General features: G+C 68.3%; 15 protein-coding genes. 5 read left to right on the top strand and 10 right to left on the bottom strand.

The features are described 5' to 3' along the window. The 6 genes from eccCb to GV790_RS25755 all read right to left on the bottom strand — a co-directional run. A partial coding sequence (gene eccCb, locus GV790_RS25785; RefSeq protein WP_163816949.1) for a type VII secretion protein EccCb occupies positions 1-4,305 on the bottom strand: 4,305 nt, incomplete at its 3' end. Then, on the bottom strand, positions 4,298-4,657 hold the full coding sequence (locus GV790_RS25780; protein WP_178128346.1) for a hypothetical protein: 360 nt from the start codon (positions 4,655-4,657) through the stop codon (positions 4,298-4,300). The genes eccCb and GV790_RS25780, both read right to left, overlap by 8 nt. Positions 4,658-5,584: 927 nt before the next feature. Then, positions 5,585-7,717 (bottom strand): class 1b ribonucleoside-diphosphate reductase subunit alpha, encoded by a 2,133-nt coding sequence (gene nrdE, locus GV790_RS25770; protein WP_163816959.1) that lies wholly within the window; start codon positions 7,715-7,717, stop codon positions 5,585-5,587. 11 nt (positions 7,718-7,728) lie between these two features. Further along, entirely contained in the window at positions 7,729-8,205 is a 477-nt protein-coding gene (gene nrdI / locus GV790_RS25765; RefSeq protein ID WP_163816946.1) for a class Ib ribonucleoside-diphosphate reductase assembly flavoprotein NrdI, read from the bottom strand. A 40-nt stretch (positions 8,206-8,245) separates the two neighbouring features. Continuing rightward, positions 8,246-8,476, bottom strand: a complete 231-nt coding sequence (locus GV790_RS25760) for a redoxin NrdH (RefSeq protein ID WP_163816944.1) — start codon at positions 8,474-8,476, stop codon at positions 8,246-8,248. A 489-nt stretch (positions 8,477-8,965) separates the two neighbouring features. Further along, positions 8,966-9,535 carry an NAD(P)H-dependent oxidoreductase gene (locus tag GV790_RS25755; RefSeq protein WP_163816942.1) on the bottom strand — a complete coding sequence of 190 codons (570 nt, stop codon included), beginning with the start codon at positions 9,533-9,535 and terminating at the stop codon, positions 8,966-8,968. A 180-nt stretch (positions 9,536-9,715) separates the two neighbouring features. On the opposite strand from GV790_RS25755, the gene GV790_RS25750 reads away from it, so the two are divergent. Continuing rightward, positions 9,716-10,336 carry a TetR/AcrR family transcriptional regulator gene (locus tag GV790_RS25750; RefSeq protein WP_178128352.1) on the top strand — a complete coding sequence of 207 codons (621 nt, stop codon included), beginning with the start codon at positions 9,716-9,718 and terminating at the stop codon, positions 10,334-10,336. 6 nt (positions 10,337-10,342) lie between these two features. Next, positions 10,343-11,167 (top strand): ammonia-dependent NAD(+) synthetase, encoded by an 825-nt coding sequence (gene nadE / locus GV790_RS25745; protein WP_163816938.1) that lies wholly within the window; start codon positions 10,343-10,345, stop codon positions 11,165-11,167. Positions 11,168-11,215: 48 nt separating this feature from the next. Here the strand turns inward: nadE and GV790_RS25740 are convergent, their stop codons facing one another. The 4 genes from GV790_RS25740 to moaA form a co-directional block, all read right to left on the bottom strand. Beyond that, positions 11,216-12,484, bottom strand: coding sequence for an RNA polymerase sigma factor (locus GV790_RS25740; RefSeq protein WP_163816935.1), 1,269 nt, complete (start codon positions 12,482-12,484; stop codon positions 11,216-11,218). 13 nt (positions 12,485-12,497) lie between these two features. Then, positions 12,498-13,211 carry a YciI family protein gene (locus GV790_RS25735; protein WP_163816933.1) on the bottom strand — a complete coding sequence of 238 codons (714 nt, stop codon included), beginning with the start codon at positions 13,209-13,211 and terminating at the stop codon, positions 12,498-12,500. Positions 13,212-13,349: 138 nt separating this feature from the next. After that, positions 13,350-13,592, bottom strand: a complete 243-nt coding sequence (locus GV790_RS25730; RefSeq protein ID WP_163816931.1) for a MoaD/ThiS family protein — start codon at positions 13,590-13,592, stop codon at positions 13,350-13,352. Further along, complete coding sequence (gene moaA, locus GV790_RS25725) at positions 13,585-14,643, bottom strand: GTP 3',8-cyclase MoaA (protein ID WP_163816929.1); 1,059 nt, start codon at positions 14,641-14,643, stop codon at positions 13,585-13,587. The genes GV790_RS25730 and moaA overlap by 8 nt, the downstream gene beginning before the upstream one ends. A gap of 130 nt (positions 14,644-14,773) precedes the next feature. Between moaA and GV790_RS25720 the strand changes: the two genes are divergently transcribed. The 3 genes from GV790_RS25720 to GV790_RS25710 are packed head-to-tail and all read left to right on the top strand — an operon-like array spanning position 14,774 to position 17,446. Then, positions 14,774-15,994 carry a molybdopterin molybdotransferase MoeA gene (locus tag GV790_RS25720; protein WP_163816927.1) on the top strand — a complete coding sequence of 407 codons (1,221 nt, stop codon included), beginning with the start codon at positions 14,774-14,776 and terminating at the stop codon, positions 15,992-15,994. Between the two features lie 38 nt (positions 15,995-16,032). Continuing rightward, complete coding sequence (gene moaCB, locus GV790_RS25715) at positions 16,033-17,028, top strand: bifunctional molybdenum cofactor biosynthesis protein MoaC/MoaB (RefSeq protein WP_228806745.1); 996 nt, start codon at positions 16,033-16,035, stop codon at positions 17,026-17,028. Continuing rightward, the gene (locus GV790_RS25710) at positions 17,015-17,446 is read left to right on the top strand and encodes a molybdenum cofactor biosynthesis protein MoaE (protein ID WP_163816926.1); all 432 of its coding nucleotides are present in this window, start codon (positions 17,015-17,017) and stop codon (positions 17,444-17,446) included. Before moaCB ends, GV790_RS25710 begins: the two co-directional genes overlap by 14 nt. Positions 17,447-17,627: the final 181 nt, after the last annotated feature.

The following is a 17,627-nucleotide window of genomic DNA, read 5'->3' as shown; positions in this document are numbered from 1 at the left end:
CCGTCGCCGAAGTCGCCGCGGTGCTGAGCAACCGGCGCCAGCTGTTCCAGGAACTGGGGATCGCCTCGATGGCCGAGTACCGGCGAGCAGCGCGCCTTCCTCGGGGGAACCGCTCAGGACCAGGCCGTCGGCGCCGAGGTCGCGCAGCCGGCCGAGGACCGGGTCGTGCAGGGCGAGTGCGGCGCCGGCGCTGGCGCGGGCGATGATCACGTGCAGGCCGATGTCGTGGCCCTGGGCGAGGAATTCCGCCAGCGGCGCCAGCGGGTTGCCGGTGGAGGCGGCGCAGACCCGCTCGTAATCGTCGACGATGACGAACAGTTCCGGCCCCCGCCACCAGCTGCGGTCACGCAACTGTTGCGGCGAAACGTCCGGGCCTGCGGTGCGTTTCTCGATGAACTGCACGACGGTGTCGACGGCCTCGGTGATCGTCTGCGGTGTGGGCGAATAGCGCGCCACCTGCGGCAGCCCGGAGGACATCTCCAGCAACCGGCGCGCAGGATCGATGATGACCAGCGCCGCCTCGTCCTTGGTGGCCGCGCGGCCGAGACCGTCGACGATATTGGCCAGCAGCGTCGTCTTCCCGGATTCGGCGTCGCCGAAGACCACGAAATGCGGCTGTTTGGCGAAATCCAGCACCAAGGGGGCGAGATCGGTCGCCCGCAGGCCGATCACCACATGGCGGGCGCTCTGCTCGATCCCCTCCGCGTCGGCGATGGCCAGCAGATTCTCCCGCGCCACCCGCATCGGCAACGCCCGCACCTCGGGTGCGCGCCTGCCCGGGTAACGCTGGGCGAGCATCCGGCCGGAGGACAGCAGATCACCTGCCGGGGCGCTCAGCTCGGCGCCCGATTCCAGCCGCGGCATCGCGATCATCATCGCCTTGATCCGCGTTCCGGCGCGGACCAGCCCCCGGCCCGGCGTTCCTGGCACGCGCGCCGCGTCGTTCTTGTTGAACTCCGATTCGCCCGGATCGTCGAGGCGCAGTTCGAGTTTGGTGCCGAAACGTTCACGGAACACCGGGCGCAGATGGGCCCACCGGACCGCCGACACGATGACGTGCACCCCGTAGCCGAGGCCATCGGCGGTGAGATCGATCAGATGCTGTTCCAGCGCCTCGTCGTGCCGGCGAGCGTAGCCCCAGTCGTCGACGACGAGGAAGACATCGCCGAACGCGTCCGCCCGCGCCGGATCCGGCATGGTCGCGCGCCGTCGCCGGTACTCGGCCATCGAGGCGATCCCCAGTTCCTGGAACAGCTGGCGCCGGTTGCTCAGCACCGCGGCGACTTCGGCGACGGTGCGGCGCATACGGTCCGGCTCGCCGCGCCCGACCACCGCACCCACATGCGGCACCTGCTCGAGGTCGGCGAGTGCGCCACCGATATCGAGCACATAGAACTGCACCTGCTCGGGTGTGTGGGTGGCGGCCGCCGACAGCACGATCGTGGCCAAGGTGGTGGATTTGCCCGAGCGCGTCCCGCCCACCACCGCGACGTTGCCGTCTTCGCCGGCCAGCGGCAGCACCAGGGCACGTTGCAGCTGTTCGAACGGATCGTCCACCACCCCGACCGGTAGTTCCAGCATGCCGAAACCGCCGGGCGCCCAGCGGTGATCGGTGATCAGTTCGTCGATGGTGGCAGGCTCCGACAGCGGCGGCAGCCAGATCCGGCGGGCGGGCACACCGGCCGCGCGCACCTGCGATACCAGCGAATCGAGCAGGGTCCGTTGCACACCGCGCGCCTCGGCATCCTGGTCGTGGCGCCGCTCCGGCCGCGCCAGATAGGCGGTTTTGAATCGGATAGGTGCCGCGGCATCGGCTTTCAGGTACGCGAAGCCGGGCGTACTCGGCAACTCATAGGCGTCAGGTACCCCGAGCACCATGCGCGATTCGGCCGCCGAGAACATCCGCAACCCGATCCGGAAGGACAGGTAGGCCTCGAACGGACCGAGCCGATAGCCCTCGAGACGCGCCGAGGACAGCAGTAGATGCAGACCGAGCGCCCTGCCGCGGCGGGCGATGGCGACCAGGGTGTCGCCGAAATCCGGTTTCTGGGCGAGCAATTCGGTGAACTCGTCGATCACCAGGACCAGGGCGGGCAGGGGCTCGAGATCGCGGCCGCGCCTGCGGGCGGAATCGTAGGCGCCGATATCGGCGTAATTGTGCCTGCGCAGCACCTGCCTGCGCCGTTCGATCTCACCGGCGAGGGTGGCCATCAGCCGATCCACCAGCGGCAATTCCGCGGCCAGGTCGTTCACCACGGCCGAGACGTGCGGCAGCGGCTGGAGTCCGTCGAAGGTTTCGCTACCCCGGAAGTCGACGAGCAGGAAGTTCACCGCGTCCGGCGGATGGGTGACCGCCAAACCGAGCACGATGTCCTTGAGCAGCATCGATTTACCGGATCCGGCGGCGCCGACCACCAGCCCGTACTGACCCATCCCCGATTCGCCGACCTGTTTCAGATCCAGCTCCACCGTCTCACCCAGATGGGTGACGCCGATCGGGATGCGCAACCGCTCGTGTTTGGAACGGTGCTGCCAGGCCACTTCGAGGTCGAGCCGGTCGTCTGCGCCGATACCGAACAGGTCGGCGAAATCGACGTTGCCGTCGAAGGAGGGGCGGCGGATCTCGCCGTCGGCCCGGCGAGCCGGCCAGGCCGCCGCGACCCGGCTGACCAGTTCGGCGGCGCCGTCGGCCAGATCGGGCAGCACCATCTTGTCCGGCGGCAGTTCCCGCAGGTCGGGCATGGCGATGCGGAACGGGCGGCCGCGGTACAGGGCCCAACCGGGACCGTCGGGCAGGCGGGCGGCCCGCTCCGGGTGGATCCGCGATTCGTGCGGGCGGTGCAGGCGCAGCTCGATATGGGAGGGCAGCAGATCCGCGAGCCAATCCGGCGCCTCGCTCCAATCGCGCACCGTCGCCACCACGTGCACGCCGTATTCGGGGCCGGCGCTGGCCACTTGGCGCAGGATGGCGGCGAAATCGGGGATCTGCTCGCAGAAATCGCCCCACCGGTCCAGCAGCAGGAAGATATCGGCGGCGGGCCCGCCGACCAGTACCGACCGCGCCGCGCGCAGGCTGGCAGGCGAGTCGATGTTGTTGGCGCGGTACATCTTCTTGCGGGAACGGATCTCGGCGACGATGGTCTGCAGCAGTGAGAGCACCTGCTCGGGTTCGTCGTCGCCGGCCACCCCGGCGATATGTGGTAGCGCGCCCATCGACCCGAGCCGATTGCTGGACTCCAGGACATAGATCTGCGCTTCGTCCGGAGCGTGGGTGAGCGCGAGCGAGCCGGTGAGGGTGCGCAGCAGCGTGCTCTTGCCCGCGCCGGCGCGCCCGACGACGAGCAGATTGCCGTCGGGGCCCGCGAGGTCCAGCCAGACGGTTTCGCCGGCGGCGCCGTCGGTGCGGCGTTCCTGCCCGACCGGCACCTTCAATCGTCCGGTGCCCCACCAGGCTTCGGCCCGCAGCCCGAGGGTCGCGTCCTGCTCCAGCCGCCCGAGCAGGCCGCCGAGCTGTACGCGGTCGCCCACCTCGACCGCACCGGGATGCCTGCGCCGCACCTTGGCGATGTACACCTCGTCCTTGAGCAGGCCGTAGTGGTTCGGCGTCTGCCTGCTGGTGCGGGCGCGCACTTCGGCGAGGGTGTAGGTCCACAGGTCGTGGGCGCTGATGCGGCCGCTGCCGTTGTCGGCCAGGCCGGTGCCGATGCCTTTCACCATGGCAGCGGTGAAGATCGATAGCGGCGCCGATTGATCGGCACCGCCGCGCCCGTCTTCGGCGGTTTCCACCGCACTGGTCGCGGTGAGCACGCAGATGCCCTCACCGGCGGCGAGCTCCTGGCCGACGTCGTCGATGGTCGGCGTCGACTTCATCACGTCGGCGCCGAGGAAGGCCCCGCTGTAGCAGCAGTCGAGCAGGATGACCTTCGCCGCGGCCGCCGAATCCTTGATGAGCTCCCGGATGAACGTGGCCGAGATCCCCGTGCTCGACAACAGTTGCGGATCGGTATTGCTGGTGGCCAGGTACAGGTTCTGCCGGGTGCGCAGGCCATGGCCGGAGAAGTAGAGCAGCACCACGTCGTCGGGGCCTGCCCCGCGGAACAGGCGCTCGATGCTGCGCTCGATTTCGGCCTTGGATTCGTTGATCAGTAGATCGGTGGGCCGGAAGCCGCCGATTTCCGGATCGCGCAACAACTCTCGCAGTTGTTCAGCGTCGGAGACCGGCGCGTAGAGCCGCGACAGCCCGTCGAAATGGTAGGTGTCGTTGGCGATGAACAGCGCGATGCGTTGTCCGGCCGGGCTATTCATCGGTGAGCAGATCCAGCAGCCGGTCGATCTGTTCGGCCGAGGCCGCGGTGATGGTGAGCTCGTCCTCACCCTTCTTGATGGTGATCGAGCGCGCTCCCGCCCGGTCGATGAATTTGGCCACGATATCGCGCACCACCCAGGCGGCGGTGCCGAGCGCACCGCCGGACACGGCGAGCTGGCCGATCTGTTCGACCACACCGGATTTCGCGCCCTCGGGCACGGCGACGGGCACCGAGCGTACCCGCACCCCGCGGATCTCCTCGAGGTCGGCGCGCAACTCGCCGGTGACCTGATCGAGCCAGTCCGGGCCACGGCGACCCCCGCCATCGATCACGAATACAACATCACCCACGGCCGCCACCCCTCTGGTCACACACACACTCCCTATGCGACCACAATAGCGCCGGCCACCGACAACGTCGCCAAAAGAAATGGCGCGGACCGGTGTTCACCGATCCGCGCCACCGACGAGCGCGCCGGTGCGGCCGCTGCCGTGGTCAGCCGGGCCGGTGCCGATGCCAGTGCCGCTGGGCCTACGTCGACGTCTCAGGACCTGGGCTGACGGCCGAGTTCACCGACCCGTCCGGTCGAGAGGCGTTCTGGTTCGCCAGATCCTCCACGCAGTACATACAAGACTGTTTGAACCTGCCCATGTTCGTGTGATACCGCGTGTGCGCGCTACGCTTACGCGACGGCATCGGTCGGCCCTTTCGAACGGCAGACATCTTTGCCCGAGTCTCAGTGCCTGCTGCCCGCCCGTAGTTCGGATTTCCCGCGCCCTTTCGCATCTCCGATAGTCGCTGCCGGGATTCCGCCGGCATCGCGTGTCCGAACCGCGGGTGCGCGTGACCGAATTTTCCGAAGTTGGATTGGCTTCGCCTTGATACGTACCTTTGCGCTCCGTCGACCATTTTGCTCGCTGCGCCGCCGAATGTGTGCGTCCGTGGAATGGATTCTCCTCGCCGTAGCGACTCAACCCCGGGCGGCCAGTCGAGCGAACCCGTGCGGCCTCCCGCATTTCCGCAGTCCAGGCCGCACACACTATCCAACACCTCCGCCACTACCGCGTCGCGGTCCTGCTTACGAAGCCAGTCGTAGAACGGAGTCTTTCGACCTGCGCCAGCTGCCTTGAAGTGCTGGCGCAGCCGAACCTGCTCCGACTTGGTTGTCAGCCCGACGTATCGGTAGTCGTACTCAGCACAGAGGCGAACTCCATAGATAACACCATGAGCTGGCCTATCCATGAGAACCCCCGCCCATCGCCTACGACGAGCAGCACTTATAGCATACAGCTGACGCAGTTCTCAATTTCAGTCCCCTGCAACGCCATCTGGCGCAGCCGGATGTAGTACAGGGTCTTGATGCCCTTGCGCCAGGCGTAGATCTGGGCCCGGTTGAGATCGCGGGTGGTGGCGGTGTCCTTGAAGAACAGCGTCAGCGACAGGCCCTGGTCCACGTGCTGGGTGGCCGCGGCGTAGGTGTCGATGATCTTCTCGTAGCCGATCTCGTAGGCGTCCTCGTAGTACTCGAGGTTGTCGTTGGTCATGTAGGGCGCCGGGTAGTAGACGCGCCCGATCTTGCCTTCCTTGCGGATCTCGATCTTCGACGCCACCGGGTGGATCGAGCTGGTGGAGTGGTTGATGTAGGAGATCGAGCCGGTGGGCGGCACGGCCTGCAGGTTCTGGTTGTAGATGCCGTGTTCCATGACCGAGGCCTTCAGCTCACGCCAATCGTCCTGGGTGGGGATGCGCACGCCCGCCTCGTCGAAGAGCTGCCGCACCCGATCGGTCTTGGGCTCCCACACCTGATCGGTGTACTTGTCGAAGTACTCGCCGCTGGCGTACTTCGATTCCGGGAAGCCGCCGAAGTAGCTACCGCGCTCGATGGCGATCCGGTTCGACGCCCGCAGCGCGTGGTAGACCACGGTGTAGAAGTAGATGTTGGTGAAGTCGATGCCCTCTTCGGACCCGTAGTGGATCCGCTCGCGCGCCAGGAAACCATGCAGGTTCATCTGCCCGAGACCGATCGCGTGCGAGGAGTTGTTGCCCTGCTCGATGGAGGGCACCGAGTAGATGTGGGTCTGGTCCGAGACCGCCGTGAGCGCCCGGATCGCGGTCTCGATGGTCTTGGCGAAGTCCGGCGAGTCCATCGTCTTGGCGATGTTGAGCGAGCCGAGGTTGCAGGAGATATCTTTGCCGACCTTCGAATAGGACAGATCGTCGTTGAACTCCGACGGCGTGGAGACCTGCAAGATCTCCGAGCACAGGTTGGAGTGGGTGATCTTGCCCGCGATCGGGTTGGCCCGGTTCACCGTGTCCTCGAACATGATGTACGGGTAGCCCGACTCGAACTGCAGCTCGGCGATGGTCTGGAAGAACTCGCGCGCCTTGATCTTCGACTTGCGGATGCGCTTGTCGTCGACCATCTCGTAGTACTTCTCGGTGACGTCGATATCGGCGAACGGCTTGCCGTAGATGCGCTCCACGTCGTACGGCGAGAACAGGTACATGTCCTCGTTCTTCTTCGCCAGTTCGAAGGTGATGTCGGGGATCACCACGCCGAGCGAGAGGGTCTTGATGCGGATCTTCTCGTCCGCGTTCTCCCGCTTGGTGTCGAGGAAGCGGTAGATGTCGGGGTGGTGCGCGTGCAGGTACACCGCGCCCGCGCCCTGCCGCGCGCCGAGCTGGTTGGCGTAGGAGAAGGAGTCTTCCAGCAGCTTCATGATCGGGATGACGCCGGAGGACTGGTTCTCGATCTTCTTGATCGGCGCGCCGTGCTCACGGATGTTGCTGAGCAGCAACGCCACACCACCGCCGCGCTTGGACAGCTGCAGCGCGGAGTTGATGGAGCGTCCGATGGACTCCATGTTGTCCTCGATGCGCAGCAGGAAGCACGACACCGGTTCGCCGCGCTGCTTCTTGCCCGAATTGAGGAAGGTGGGGGTGGCCGGCTGGAAGCGGCCGTCGATGATCTCCTCGACCAGCTCGCGGGCCAGCTGCTCATCGCCTGCGGCCAGCGTCAGCGCGACCATGCACACACGGTCCTCGAACCGCTCCAGGTAGCGCTTACCGTCGAAGGTCTTGAGGGTGTAGGAGGTGTAGTACTTGAACGCGCCGAGGAAGGTCGGGAACCGGAACTTCTTGGCGTAGGCCTGCTGGAACAGGCTCTTGATGAACTCGCGGCTGTACTGATCCAGTACCTCGCGCTCGTAGTAGTTCTCGTCGATCAGGTAGTCCAGCTTCTCGTCCAGGTTGTGGAAGAAGACGGTGTTCTGATTGACGTGCTGCAAGAAGTACTGGTGGGCGGCCTCACGGTCCTTGTCGAACTGGATCTCGCCGTTCGGGCCGTACAGGTTCAGCATCGCGTTGAGGGCGTGGTAATCGAGTACCTCGCCGCCCTCCGCGCCCCGGATGGGGGCCTGCTCTAGGCGGGCCGTCTTACCGGTCGGTGCTGTCGTTGTTGCTGCCAAAACAATCCCAATCCCTCTCGGACGCGCTCGACGTCCTCCGCGGTTCCCATGAGTTCGAAGCGATACAGGTACGGCACCCCGCATTTGCGCGAGATCACCTCTCCCGCATAGCAGAAGGTCTCGCCGAAGTTCGTGTTGCCGGCCGCGATGACTCCGCGCAGCAGGGCGCGGTTGTGCGGATCGTTGAGGAACTTGGCGACCTGCCGCGGTACGAAGTCCTTATCGGACCGGCTCCCCCCGAGAACGTGCCGACCGCCCCCGTAGGTGGGGACGATCAGCACGTAGGGTTCGTCGACGCGCAGCGAATCGGCGGTGTGCAGTGGTATGCGAGTCGCCGGGAGACCCAGCTTCTCGACGAAACGATGTGTGTTCTCCGACGCGCTGGAGAAGTAGACCAGCGCGTTGTCCGAGGCGTCGGAGGACTCGGACATGGCCACCTCCCTCTCACATCGGAAGGACGGATGCGTCGGATCAGGCCGCGACGGCCAGCGACTTGATGCGGTCGGGCCGGAAACCGGACCAGTGCACGTCGCCCGCGACGACCACGGGGGCCTGCAGGTAACCCAGCGCCATGACGTAATCACGCGCCTCGGCGTTCTCGGAGATGTCGATGACTTCGTAGTCCACCCCGGCCTTGTCGAGGGCCTTGTAGGTGGCATTGCACTGGACGCAAGCGGGCTTGGTGTACACGGTGATGGTCATTGATGATGTCCCTCTCTCCTATGCCTGATCCACAGCCGGTGATCCGTATGCAGTGCCTGTGACAGCAAGATCCTGGTTGCTGCGCAAACTCCTGGATCTGGCCCGAAATCCCCTGCTCGGGCCGGTCCTCACTGGGTCGGGCTAGGTGCTCTCGCTTGCCCCGCTCCAGTACCGAAGACACTACACCTAGTGGCCGACACTTTGGAACAACACGACATGTTGCGAGTCACAAGAATGAAATTTCGTCGCCGTAAGTCCCTGGACAGTCGATTCGCAAGCCGACACGACCGTGTCACAGATCACAATTCGATACTTCGGCGCTTCCCCAGCAAACCCTTGCATCACGTCGGTCACAAGCGCCTCGAGCGCCTCCTGCGCCTATCCCGCCCCATCGTCACCACCCTCGCATGAGGCCGTCGCGACCCGGAAACGACGGTGCCGCCCGCATCCGGCGAAGGAGGCGGGCGGCACCGTCGGCGGTACGCGGGATCAGGCCGAGACGAGCTCCTCTCGCGCGGCGCCGACCAGCTCGGCGATCGTGGCCGAAAGGGCGGTCAGCGCCTCGGCGTCCTCGCGCGGATGCGCGGCGCCGAACCGCTCACCGATCGTGGCGAAGTGCAGATGCGCGGTCTCGACGATCCGCCCGCCCGCGACGCCGACGGACTTGACCGCGTCGCCGTGCGCCCAGCGCGCCGCGTTGGGGCTGATGGAGGCGCTCACCACCGCGACCGGCTTGTCCTTGATGGCACCGGCGCCGTACGGGCGCGAGAGCCAGTCGATGGCGTTCTTCAGCACGGCGGGCAAGGTGCCGTTGTATTCGGGGGTGACCAGCAGCAGGGCGTCGGCCTCGGCGGCCGCGGCCCGCAGCGCCTGCGCGGCGGCCGGCACCGAACCCTCGACGTCGAGGTCCTCGTTGTAGAACGGGATCTCGGCCAGGCCCTGGTAGATCGAGATCGCGGCGTCGTCCGGGGCGATCTGCACCGCGGCCTCGGCGAGCTGGCGATTGATCGAGCCGGCGCGGAGGCTGCCGACGAGGGTGAGGATGCGGGTCGTGCTCATGTCTTCTCCTGGTCTACTGGTAGCGACTGCCGATGTAAGCTATGGGTTGATAACCGGACCGTGGTCCGAATAATTCCTACCGAAGTAGGCGTGCCACCAGTGAGCTACAACACCCCTGTGCCCGAACCCCTCATACCCGGTACCGCCGACACCTCGGCCAGGGCGGGCGATGCCGGACCGCTGCTCCACATCGGCGCGCCGCTGCCGGGAATCAGCGAACCCACCGAACGCGCCGACGCCGCGCGCAACCGTGCGCTCCTGCTCGATGCCGCCCAGCGGCTGGTGCGCGAGCACGGCGTCGACGGACTCACCATGGACGCGCTGGCCAAGCGTGCCGGCGTCGGCAAAGGCACGGTCTTTCGCCGCTTCGGCAACCGGACCGGGCTGATGCTCGCCCTGCTCGACCATTCCGAACGCAAGTTCCAGGAGGCGTTCATGTTCGGGCCGCCGCCGCTGGGCCCGGGCGCCCCGCCGGTGCAGCGACTGGTGGCCTTCGGGCGGGCGCGACTGCTCGACATCGAGGTCGAGGGCGAACTGCACCGGGCGGCGGAGATGGGCTCGGCCGACGAACGGTACGGCGGACGGCCCTACAACCTGCTCAAGACCCACGTCTCGATGCTGCTGCGGCAGGCGGTGACTCCCGGCGACATCCCGTTGCTGGCCGATGCGCTGCTCGCCGCGCTGAGCGCCGCGCTGGTGCTGTATCAGATCCGCGCCCAGGGCTACACCAGAGAGCAGATCGGCGATCACTGGGAAGGTCTCGTTCGGCGTGTGGCGGGGCCCCATCCGCCAGTAGAGTGAGCGGCTATGGGGAACCTGCGTGCACAGATCATCGCCGAGCTCGGCGTCCAGCCGTCCATCGAGCCGAAAACCGAGGTCCGGCGCCGGATCGATTTCCTCAAGGACTATCTGCGCGCCACACCGGCGAAGGGATACGTCCTCGGCATCAGCGGCGGCCAGGACAGTGCGCTGGCCGGGCGGCTGTGCCAACTCGCCACCGAGGAGCTGCTGGCCGAGGGTGTCGAGGCCACCTTCATCGCGGTGCGGCTGCCCTACGGCGTGCAGGCCGATGAGGCGGATGCGCGGATCGCGATGAACTTCGTCGCGCCGCAGCGGTCGGTGGTGGTCAATGTGCGCCCCGGCGCCAATGCCGTTGCCGCCGAGGTCGCCTCGGGATTGCAGGTGCCGAAGCTGCGCGATTTCGTGCGCGGCAATATCAAGGCCAGAGAACGGATGGTGATCCAGTACGCCATCGCCGGTCAGGAGAATCTGCTGGTGGTGGGCACCGACCACGCGGCCGAGGCGGTCACCGGCTTCTTCACCAAGTTCGGTGACGGTGGCGTCGACCTGACTCCGCTCACCGGCCTCACCAAGCGTCAGGGCGCGGCGCTGCTCCAGGAGCTCGGCGCACCGGCCTCGGTCTGGTCCAAGGTGCCGACCGCCGACCTGGAAGACGATCGCCCCGCCCTGCCCGACGAGGAAGCACTCGGCCTGCGCTACAGCGAGATCGACGACTATCTCGAGGGCAAAGAGGTCAGCGCGGAGGTGGCGCAGCGGGTGGAGGACATCTTCCTGAAGACCCGGCACAAGCGCACGGTGCCGGTCACCCCGCTCGACGACTGGTGGCGCTGAGCCGCGCGACTCGCCGAACTCCGCCGGCGCGACCGCGCTGAGCGGCCGCTAGTTCGACGGCTCCGGCTGCTCCGGGTGCGCCTGCTGCGCGGCGATCACCTCATCCAGGCGCCGTCGCAGAAACCGCGCCGCCGGATCGGTGCCGATCCGCGCCAGGGCCTGGCGGTAGTGCCGCTCCGCCGCACGGTGTCGACCGGCCCGGCGCAACAGGTCCGCACGCGTGGCCGGGACGAGATGGTTGCCCGCGAGCCGCGGGTGGTCCGCGATCTCGTCCAGGGCCGCGAGCCCGGCCTCCGGGCCGTAAAGGAAGCCGATGGCGACGGCGCGATTCACCTCGATCGCGGGTGTCCAGGCACCGGCCTTCAGCTCGTCATAGGCGGAAACGATGGCGGCCCAATCGGTCTGCTCCCAGCTCGGGGCGACGGCATGTGCGGCGGCGATCCTGGCCTGCGCGAGGTACTTTCCGCCGCCGCCCTCCTCGGCGGCCGCGACCAGACACGAGAGGCCCGCCCGGATTTTCGTCCGGTGCCAGCGGCGGCGATCCTGCTCCTCCAGCGGAATCAGCTCACCGCCCGCACCGCGACGTTGGGCGCGGCGGCTGTCGGTCAGCAGCATCAACGCCAGCAGGGCCCTGGCCTCCGGCTCGTCCGGCATCAGCTCGCACACCAGGGTGCCGAGCCGAATCGCCTCATCGCACAGCTCATCTCGCACCGCCTCAGGGCCCGACGTGGCGAAATAGCCCTCGGTGAACACCAGGTAGATGCAGGCCAGCACGGCCGGAGTGCGCTCGGGCAGCAGCTGCGGGGGCGGCACCCGCAGCGGAATGCCCGCGTCACGGATCTTGGCCTTGGCCCGGCTGAGGCGTTGCGCGACCGTGGATTCCGGTTGCAGGAACGCCCGCGCGATCTCGGCCGTGCGCAGCCCGCACACCAGCCGCAAGGTCAGTGCGACCCGGGATTCCGGCGCCAGCGCGGGATGACAGCAGGTGAAGATCATGCGCAGCTGATCGTCGGCGATCGAGCCCACATCCGGCTCCTCGTCCTCGGGTGCGAGTCGGGCGGCAGCGTATTCCTTGGCCTCGCGGGAGGATTCGCGCCGCAGACGGTCGAGGGCCCGGTGCCGGGCGGCGGTGGTGATCCAGGCGCCGGGGTTGTCGGGACTGCCGCGGCGGGGCCAGGTGCGCAGCGCGTCGGCGAACGCTTCCTGAACGGCGTCCTCGGCCAGACCGACATCGCCGGTCAGCCGAGCGAGCGTGGCGACAGCCCGGCCGAACTCGGCGCGGTAGACGCGATCGAATTCGGCCGGCTCGGTGGTCACGGACACAGTGCTACTACTGGCCGAGGTCGACGATCTGGCGCAGTTCGGTGCGCCCCTTGGCGCCCAGCGGGATCTGGGCGGCGATCTCCGAGGCCGCTTGCCGATCAGGGGCCGCGAACAGATAGAACCCGTCGACCACCTCCGCGGTTTCGGCGAAGGGGCCGTCGGTGATGGACAGTTCGCCCTCCCGCATGCGCAAGGTCGTCGCCGATGACGGTGGCCGCAGCGCACCGCCCCCGCGTTTCGCCGCACCGACCCGGTCGGCGAAGCGCTGGTGCTCGGTGAGCGCGGCCGCCCATTCCGGGGTGTCCGGGACGATCACCGCGTCGGCGCGATCCCACAGCAGCGCCATCCACCAATCGGCCCCTGGTGTGTCGTGCGGGGTCCACTGCACCAGCGGGCGCAACTCGACCGCACCCGTCTCGACCGCGGGAAGCTGCCTGGCGAGTCCGATGGCCTCGTCGAGGTCGGCCACGTCGAAGACGTAGAACCCGCCGACCACCTCGGCACCCTCGGCGAACGGGCCGTCGGTGAGCAGTGTGGTGTCACCGTCACGGGTGACGTTCACCGCGGTACTGGACGGATACAGCGCCGCACCGCCCGCGATGGCGGCGGCGACGCGCTCCTCGAATTCCGCGTACCGTTGGACCTCCGCGTCGAACTCCGCGCTGCCCGGAAGTGCTTCCGGATCGTCATCGCGCCCGACGAGCAATGCCAGGTACTGCATGGCGTCATCCTTCCTCGAATCGGAGGAGCCCGATACCCCTCTCATCAGCACGACGGATGACGATCGCGGTTCTCGACATCGCTGCCGACATCGATGCGGATCAGCCTGCCCGGCCGCTCACGCCCGTGCGAAAACCGGTCAGCCGCCGGCGAACGGCGGCAGGACGTCGACGCGCGGGGGCAACGCGACGGCGGCATCGCGGGTGAGTTCGTCACCGACGAGATAGGCGCAGACGTCGAGCATCTTGTCCAGGTCGGGGCCGTACTCGCGGGCCAGGGCGGTGCGCAGGTCACCGACGGTGGCCCCGGCGGGTAGGTCGAGCGTTTCGGTGTCCTTGCCGACCGCGTCGGCGATGGCGGCGAAATAGCGGACCTCAACCACCGATGGCTCCCATCGTCCGTTCGGGTGGGACGAAACCGGCCGCGTCGATGCCGTGGCCCGCCCACTTGTTCCACATCGCGCCCCGCCACAGCTGGGCGATCTCGGCATCATCGGCGCCCGAGCGCAGCACCGCGCGCAGGTCGAACTCCTGATCGCTGAACAGGCAGGAGCGCAGCATGCCGTCGGCGGTGAGCCGGGTGCGGTCGCAGGTATCGCAGAACTTCCTGGTCACCGACGCGATGATGCCGACGGTCGCGGGCCCGCCGTCGACCAGCCAGCGCTCCGCCGGCGCCGACGGATCCGATCGCCCGGCGGCGGTGAGTTCGAATCGGGTGCCGAGCACCTCGAGCAGTTCGGCCGCGGTCACCATGTTCGTGCGCGCCCACTCGTGATCGGCGTCCAGCGGCATTTCCTCGATGAACCGCAGCTCACAGCCCTCGTCCAGGCACCAGCGCAGCAGGTCGGGCGCACCGGCGAGCGTCTGGCGCATCAGCACCGCGTTGACCTTCATCGGGGCCAGGCCGGCGTCGCGGGCGGCGCGGATGCCTGCGAGCACGGAGTCGAGCCGGTCGCGGCGGGTGAGGGTGGCGAAGCCGAAGCGGTCGACGGTGTCGAGCGAGACGTTGACCCGGCCGAGCCCGGCGCGCGCCAGTCCCTCGGCGCGATGTTCCAGACCGACCCCGTTGGTGGTCATGGCCAGCGGCGTCTGCGGTACCTGCGCATGGCAGCCCGCGATGATCTCTTCCAGATCGCGGCGCATGAGCGGCTCGCCGCCGGTGAAGCGGACCTCCCATATGCCCAGCTCACGCACGGCGAGCGCGACCAACCGGACGATCTCGGCGGCGGTCAGCAATTCCTCGTGCGGAATGGCGGGCAGGCCCTCTTCCGGCATGCAGTAGGTGCAGCGCAGCGAGCATTTCTCGGTGATCGAGACCCTGAGGTCGCGGGCGACGCGGCCGAATCGGTCCACCAGCAGCGGTGTTTCGGGGCGGCCGTCGAGCGAGGGACGCCCGGACCGCACGGCGGGGATGCCCATCTCGACCAGCGTCACCTCTCCATTATGACCCGTCGGCCGCTGGGCACCACGGCGCCGTCGCCGTCGCCACACCTCACAATCGCCGCGGTCCAGGGGTGAGGCGATGGCCGAGACCATGGCCGCGACCTGCGATTAGGCTGAGCGCATGACTACCCGGCCCGCCACCGTCGCCGTCCGGTCCGTCGACGAATATCGCGACAGCATCGAGACGCTGCTGCGTCCGCTCGCGGCGCGACCGGTCGAGACCGTCGCCGTGTCCGCCGCCCTGGGCAGGCAGCTGGCCGACACCGTGCGCGCCCCCGTCGACCTGCCGGTCTTCCGTAACTCCGCGATGGACGGCTACGCGGTGCGCGCCGCCGACGTGGCCGTCACACCGGTGACGCTGCCGCTGTCGGGCGTGGTCGCGGCAGGCGATCCCGGCCTGGAGCCGCTGGCGCCTGGCACCGCGCGCAAGGTGATGACCGGTGCGCCGGTGCCGCCGGGCGCCGACTGCGTGGTCCCGGTGGAAGACGCGCGCGGCGAGGCGGGTGCCGTCGTCGTCGAGCGCGGGCGCAGCCGGGGCGAGTTCGTGCGGGAACCGGGCACCGACGTCCGAGCCGGTGACGAACTGGTCCCCGCCGGGACGCTGCTCGCGCCACGGCATATCGCCGCGCTGGCGGCGGTCGGCCTGCCGTCGGTGCGGGTGTTCGAGCCGATCCGGGCGGTGGTGATCACCAGCGGTGACGAACTGGTCCCCGCGGGCACCGCGCTGGCGCCGGCCCAGATCTACGACTCCAACGGCATCGCGCTGGCCGCCGCGCTCACCGCGAACGGCGTCACCGTCGCCGGCGTCGAACACAGCGGCGACCAGCCCGCGCAGTTCCGCCGGATACTGTCGGCCGCAACGCGTTCGGCCGACGTGGTGTTCACCACCGGCGGGGTGTCCAAGGGCGATTTCGAAGTGGTCAAGGACGTCCTGGAACCGATGGGCGGGCAGTTCGGCTCGGTGGCGGTGCAGCCGGGTGGCCCGCAGGGTTCGACCGTGGTCGATGGTGTTCCGGTGCTCAGCTTCCCCGGTAATCCGGTCAGCGCGATGGTCTCGTTCGAGGTGTTCGCCCGCCCGATGCTGCGCCGCCTGGCCGGGCTGCCCGAGGTGGAGGTCTTCGAACTGCCCCTGCTGAGCGCCATCCGTTCACCACGGGGCCGCCGCCAATTCCTTCGGGGCCGGCTGGCCCGTACCGCGGGCGGGCCGCGCGCGGTGGAGGTGGTGTCCGGGCCCGGCTCGCACCTGGTCGCGAGCATGGCGGCGGCCGATGTGCTCATCGATGTGCCCGCCGAGGTCGATGCTCTGCCGGTCGGCGCGACTGTGCGAGTGTGGTCGCTGTGAACGAGTTGTCGCATGTGGACGCCGAGGGCCGCGCCCATATGGTTGATGTGAGCGCCAAGGCCGAGACGACCAGGGTCGCGGTCGCGGCGGGTGAGCTGCGCACCACCGCCGAGGTGGTCGCCTTGGTGCGCGCCGACGATATGCCCAAGGCCGATGTACTCTCCACCGCCCGGATCGCCGGCATAGCGGGCGCGAAGAAGACCTCCGAGCTGATTCCGCTGTGCCATCAGCTGGCGTTGTCCTCGGTAAAGGTGGCCTTCGGGTTCACCGAGGATTCGATCACCATCGAGGCCACCGCGAAGACCAAGGGGCCCACCGGTGTCGAGATGGAGGCGCTGACCGCGGTGGCCGTCGCCGGGCTCACACTGCACGACATGGTCAAGGCCGTCGATCCGGCGGCCGTGCTGACCGGAGTCCGACTGCTCACCAAAGACGGTGGCAAGCACGGGCATTGGGAACGGCCCGCGGCCGAGTCCGGCGGCGCCGATCGGGTGGTTCCCGCCACCCCCTCCGATGCGCGTGCCACCGAGGTGTCCACCGAGTCCGCGCGGCCCGGCAAGTCCGCCGTCGTGCTGGTCGCCTCGACCGGCGCGGCCGCGGGCACGCGCACCGATACCACCGGTCCCGCCCTCACCGAATGGCTGCGCGGCCTCGGGTTCTCGGTACGTGGCCCGCTGATCTACGCCGACGCCGATATCGCGGCCGGCCTGGCCGAGGCATTGGGTGACGCGCCCGAGCTGGTCGTCACCACCGGCGGCACGGGCGCCTCCCCCACCGACGCCACCCCGGAAGCCACCCTCGCCGTGCTGGATCGGGAGCTGCCCGGCGTCGCCGAGGCCATCCGGCAGCGCGGCACCGCGAAGTTCCCGCTCGCCGCATTGAGCCGCGGGGTGGCGGGACTGGCCGGCCGGACGGTGATCGTGAACCTGCCCGGCTCCCCCGGCGGGGTCAAAGACGGTATCGCGGTGCTCGAGCCGTTGCTCGGGCATCTGCTGGCTCAGGTCGCGGGAGGCGGTGACCATGGCAACGGGTGATCTGGTGCGGCTGGCCGAGATCAGTGATCGGCCACTGGATCCGGCGGTGGTCGACGCCGCCGTCGCGGGCCCCGAGCACGGCGCGGTGGTCGTGTTCACCGGGGTGGTACGCAACCACGATGGTGGGCAGGCGGTCTCGGCGCTGGAGTATTCGGCACATCCGGACGCGCAACGCTTTCTGCGTCGTTGCTGCGCGGAGCAGGCCGACGCCTCCGGGCTGCCGGTGGCCGCGGTACACCGGGTGGGCAGCCTGACGATCGGCGATCTCGCCATCGTGGTGGCCGTCGCCGCGCCGCATCGGGCCGAAGCCTTCGCCGCCTGTGCCGAACTGGTGGACCGGATCAAACACGAGGTGCCGATCTGGAAGCGACAGCTGTTCGCCGACGGGCTATCGGAATGGGTCAACGCCTGCGGCTGAGCGTTCGACCTGCGGCGGAGCACTCGAGCCACGGCCGGCTTGTCGTTACCGCGACAGGATGACGCGCTCGCGAGATGTCGCATACGAGACAGATTTTCCGTGTTTACGCGGGGATTCTTTCGGGTAAACTCTGGCCTCGTTTCGTGACGAGTCATGGGATGTCCGTATACGGTGGCCGTCA

The sequence above is a fragment of the Nocardia cyriacigeorgica genome (genome assembly GCF_010858045.1).
Lineage (GTDB): Bacteria > Actinomycetota > Actinomycetes > Mycobacteriales > Mycobacteriaceae > Nocardia > Nocardia cyriacigeorgica_E.
Note: the sequence above shows the minus strand (reverse complement) of the source record. Positions and strands in the feature narration are given on the sequence as shown.

Excerpts from the sequence above, each read along its gene's own strand:
- nrdI (WP_163816946.1), bottom strand. The coding sequence starts at position 8,205 with ATGTCCGAGTCCTCCGACGCCTCGGACAACGCGCTGGTCTACTTCTCC.
- GV790_RS25760 (WP_163816944.1), bottom strand. The coding sequence starts at position 8,476 with ATGACCATCACCGTGTACACCAAGCCCGCTTGCGTCCAGTGCAATGCC.
- GV790_RS25755 (WP_163816942.1), bottom strand. The coding sequence starts at position 9,535 with ATGAGCACGACCCGCATCCTCACCCTCGTCGGCAGCCTCCGCGCCGGC.
- nadE (WP_163816938.1), top strand. The coding sequence starts at position 10,343 with ATGGGGAACCTGCGTGCACAGATCATCGCCGAGCTCGGCGTCCAGCCG.
- GV790_RS25735 (WP_163816933.1), bottom strand. The coding sequence starts at position 13,211 with ATGCAGTACCTGGCATTGCTCGTCGGGCGCGATGACGATCCGGAAGCA.
- GV790_RS25720 (WP_163816927.1), top strand. The coding sequence starts at position 14,774 with ATGACTACCCGGCCCGCCACCGTCGCCGTCCGGTCCGTCGACGAATAT.
- moaCB (WP_228806745.1), top strand. The coding sequence starts at position 16,033 with ATGGTTGATGTGAGCGCCAAGGCCGAGACGACCAGGGTCGCGGTCGCG.
- GV790_RS25710 (WP_163816926.1), top strand. The coding sequence starts at position 17,015 with ATGGCAACGGGTGATCTGGTGCGGCTGGCCGAGATCAGTGATCGGCCA.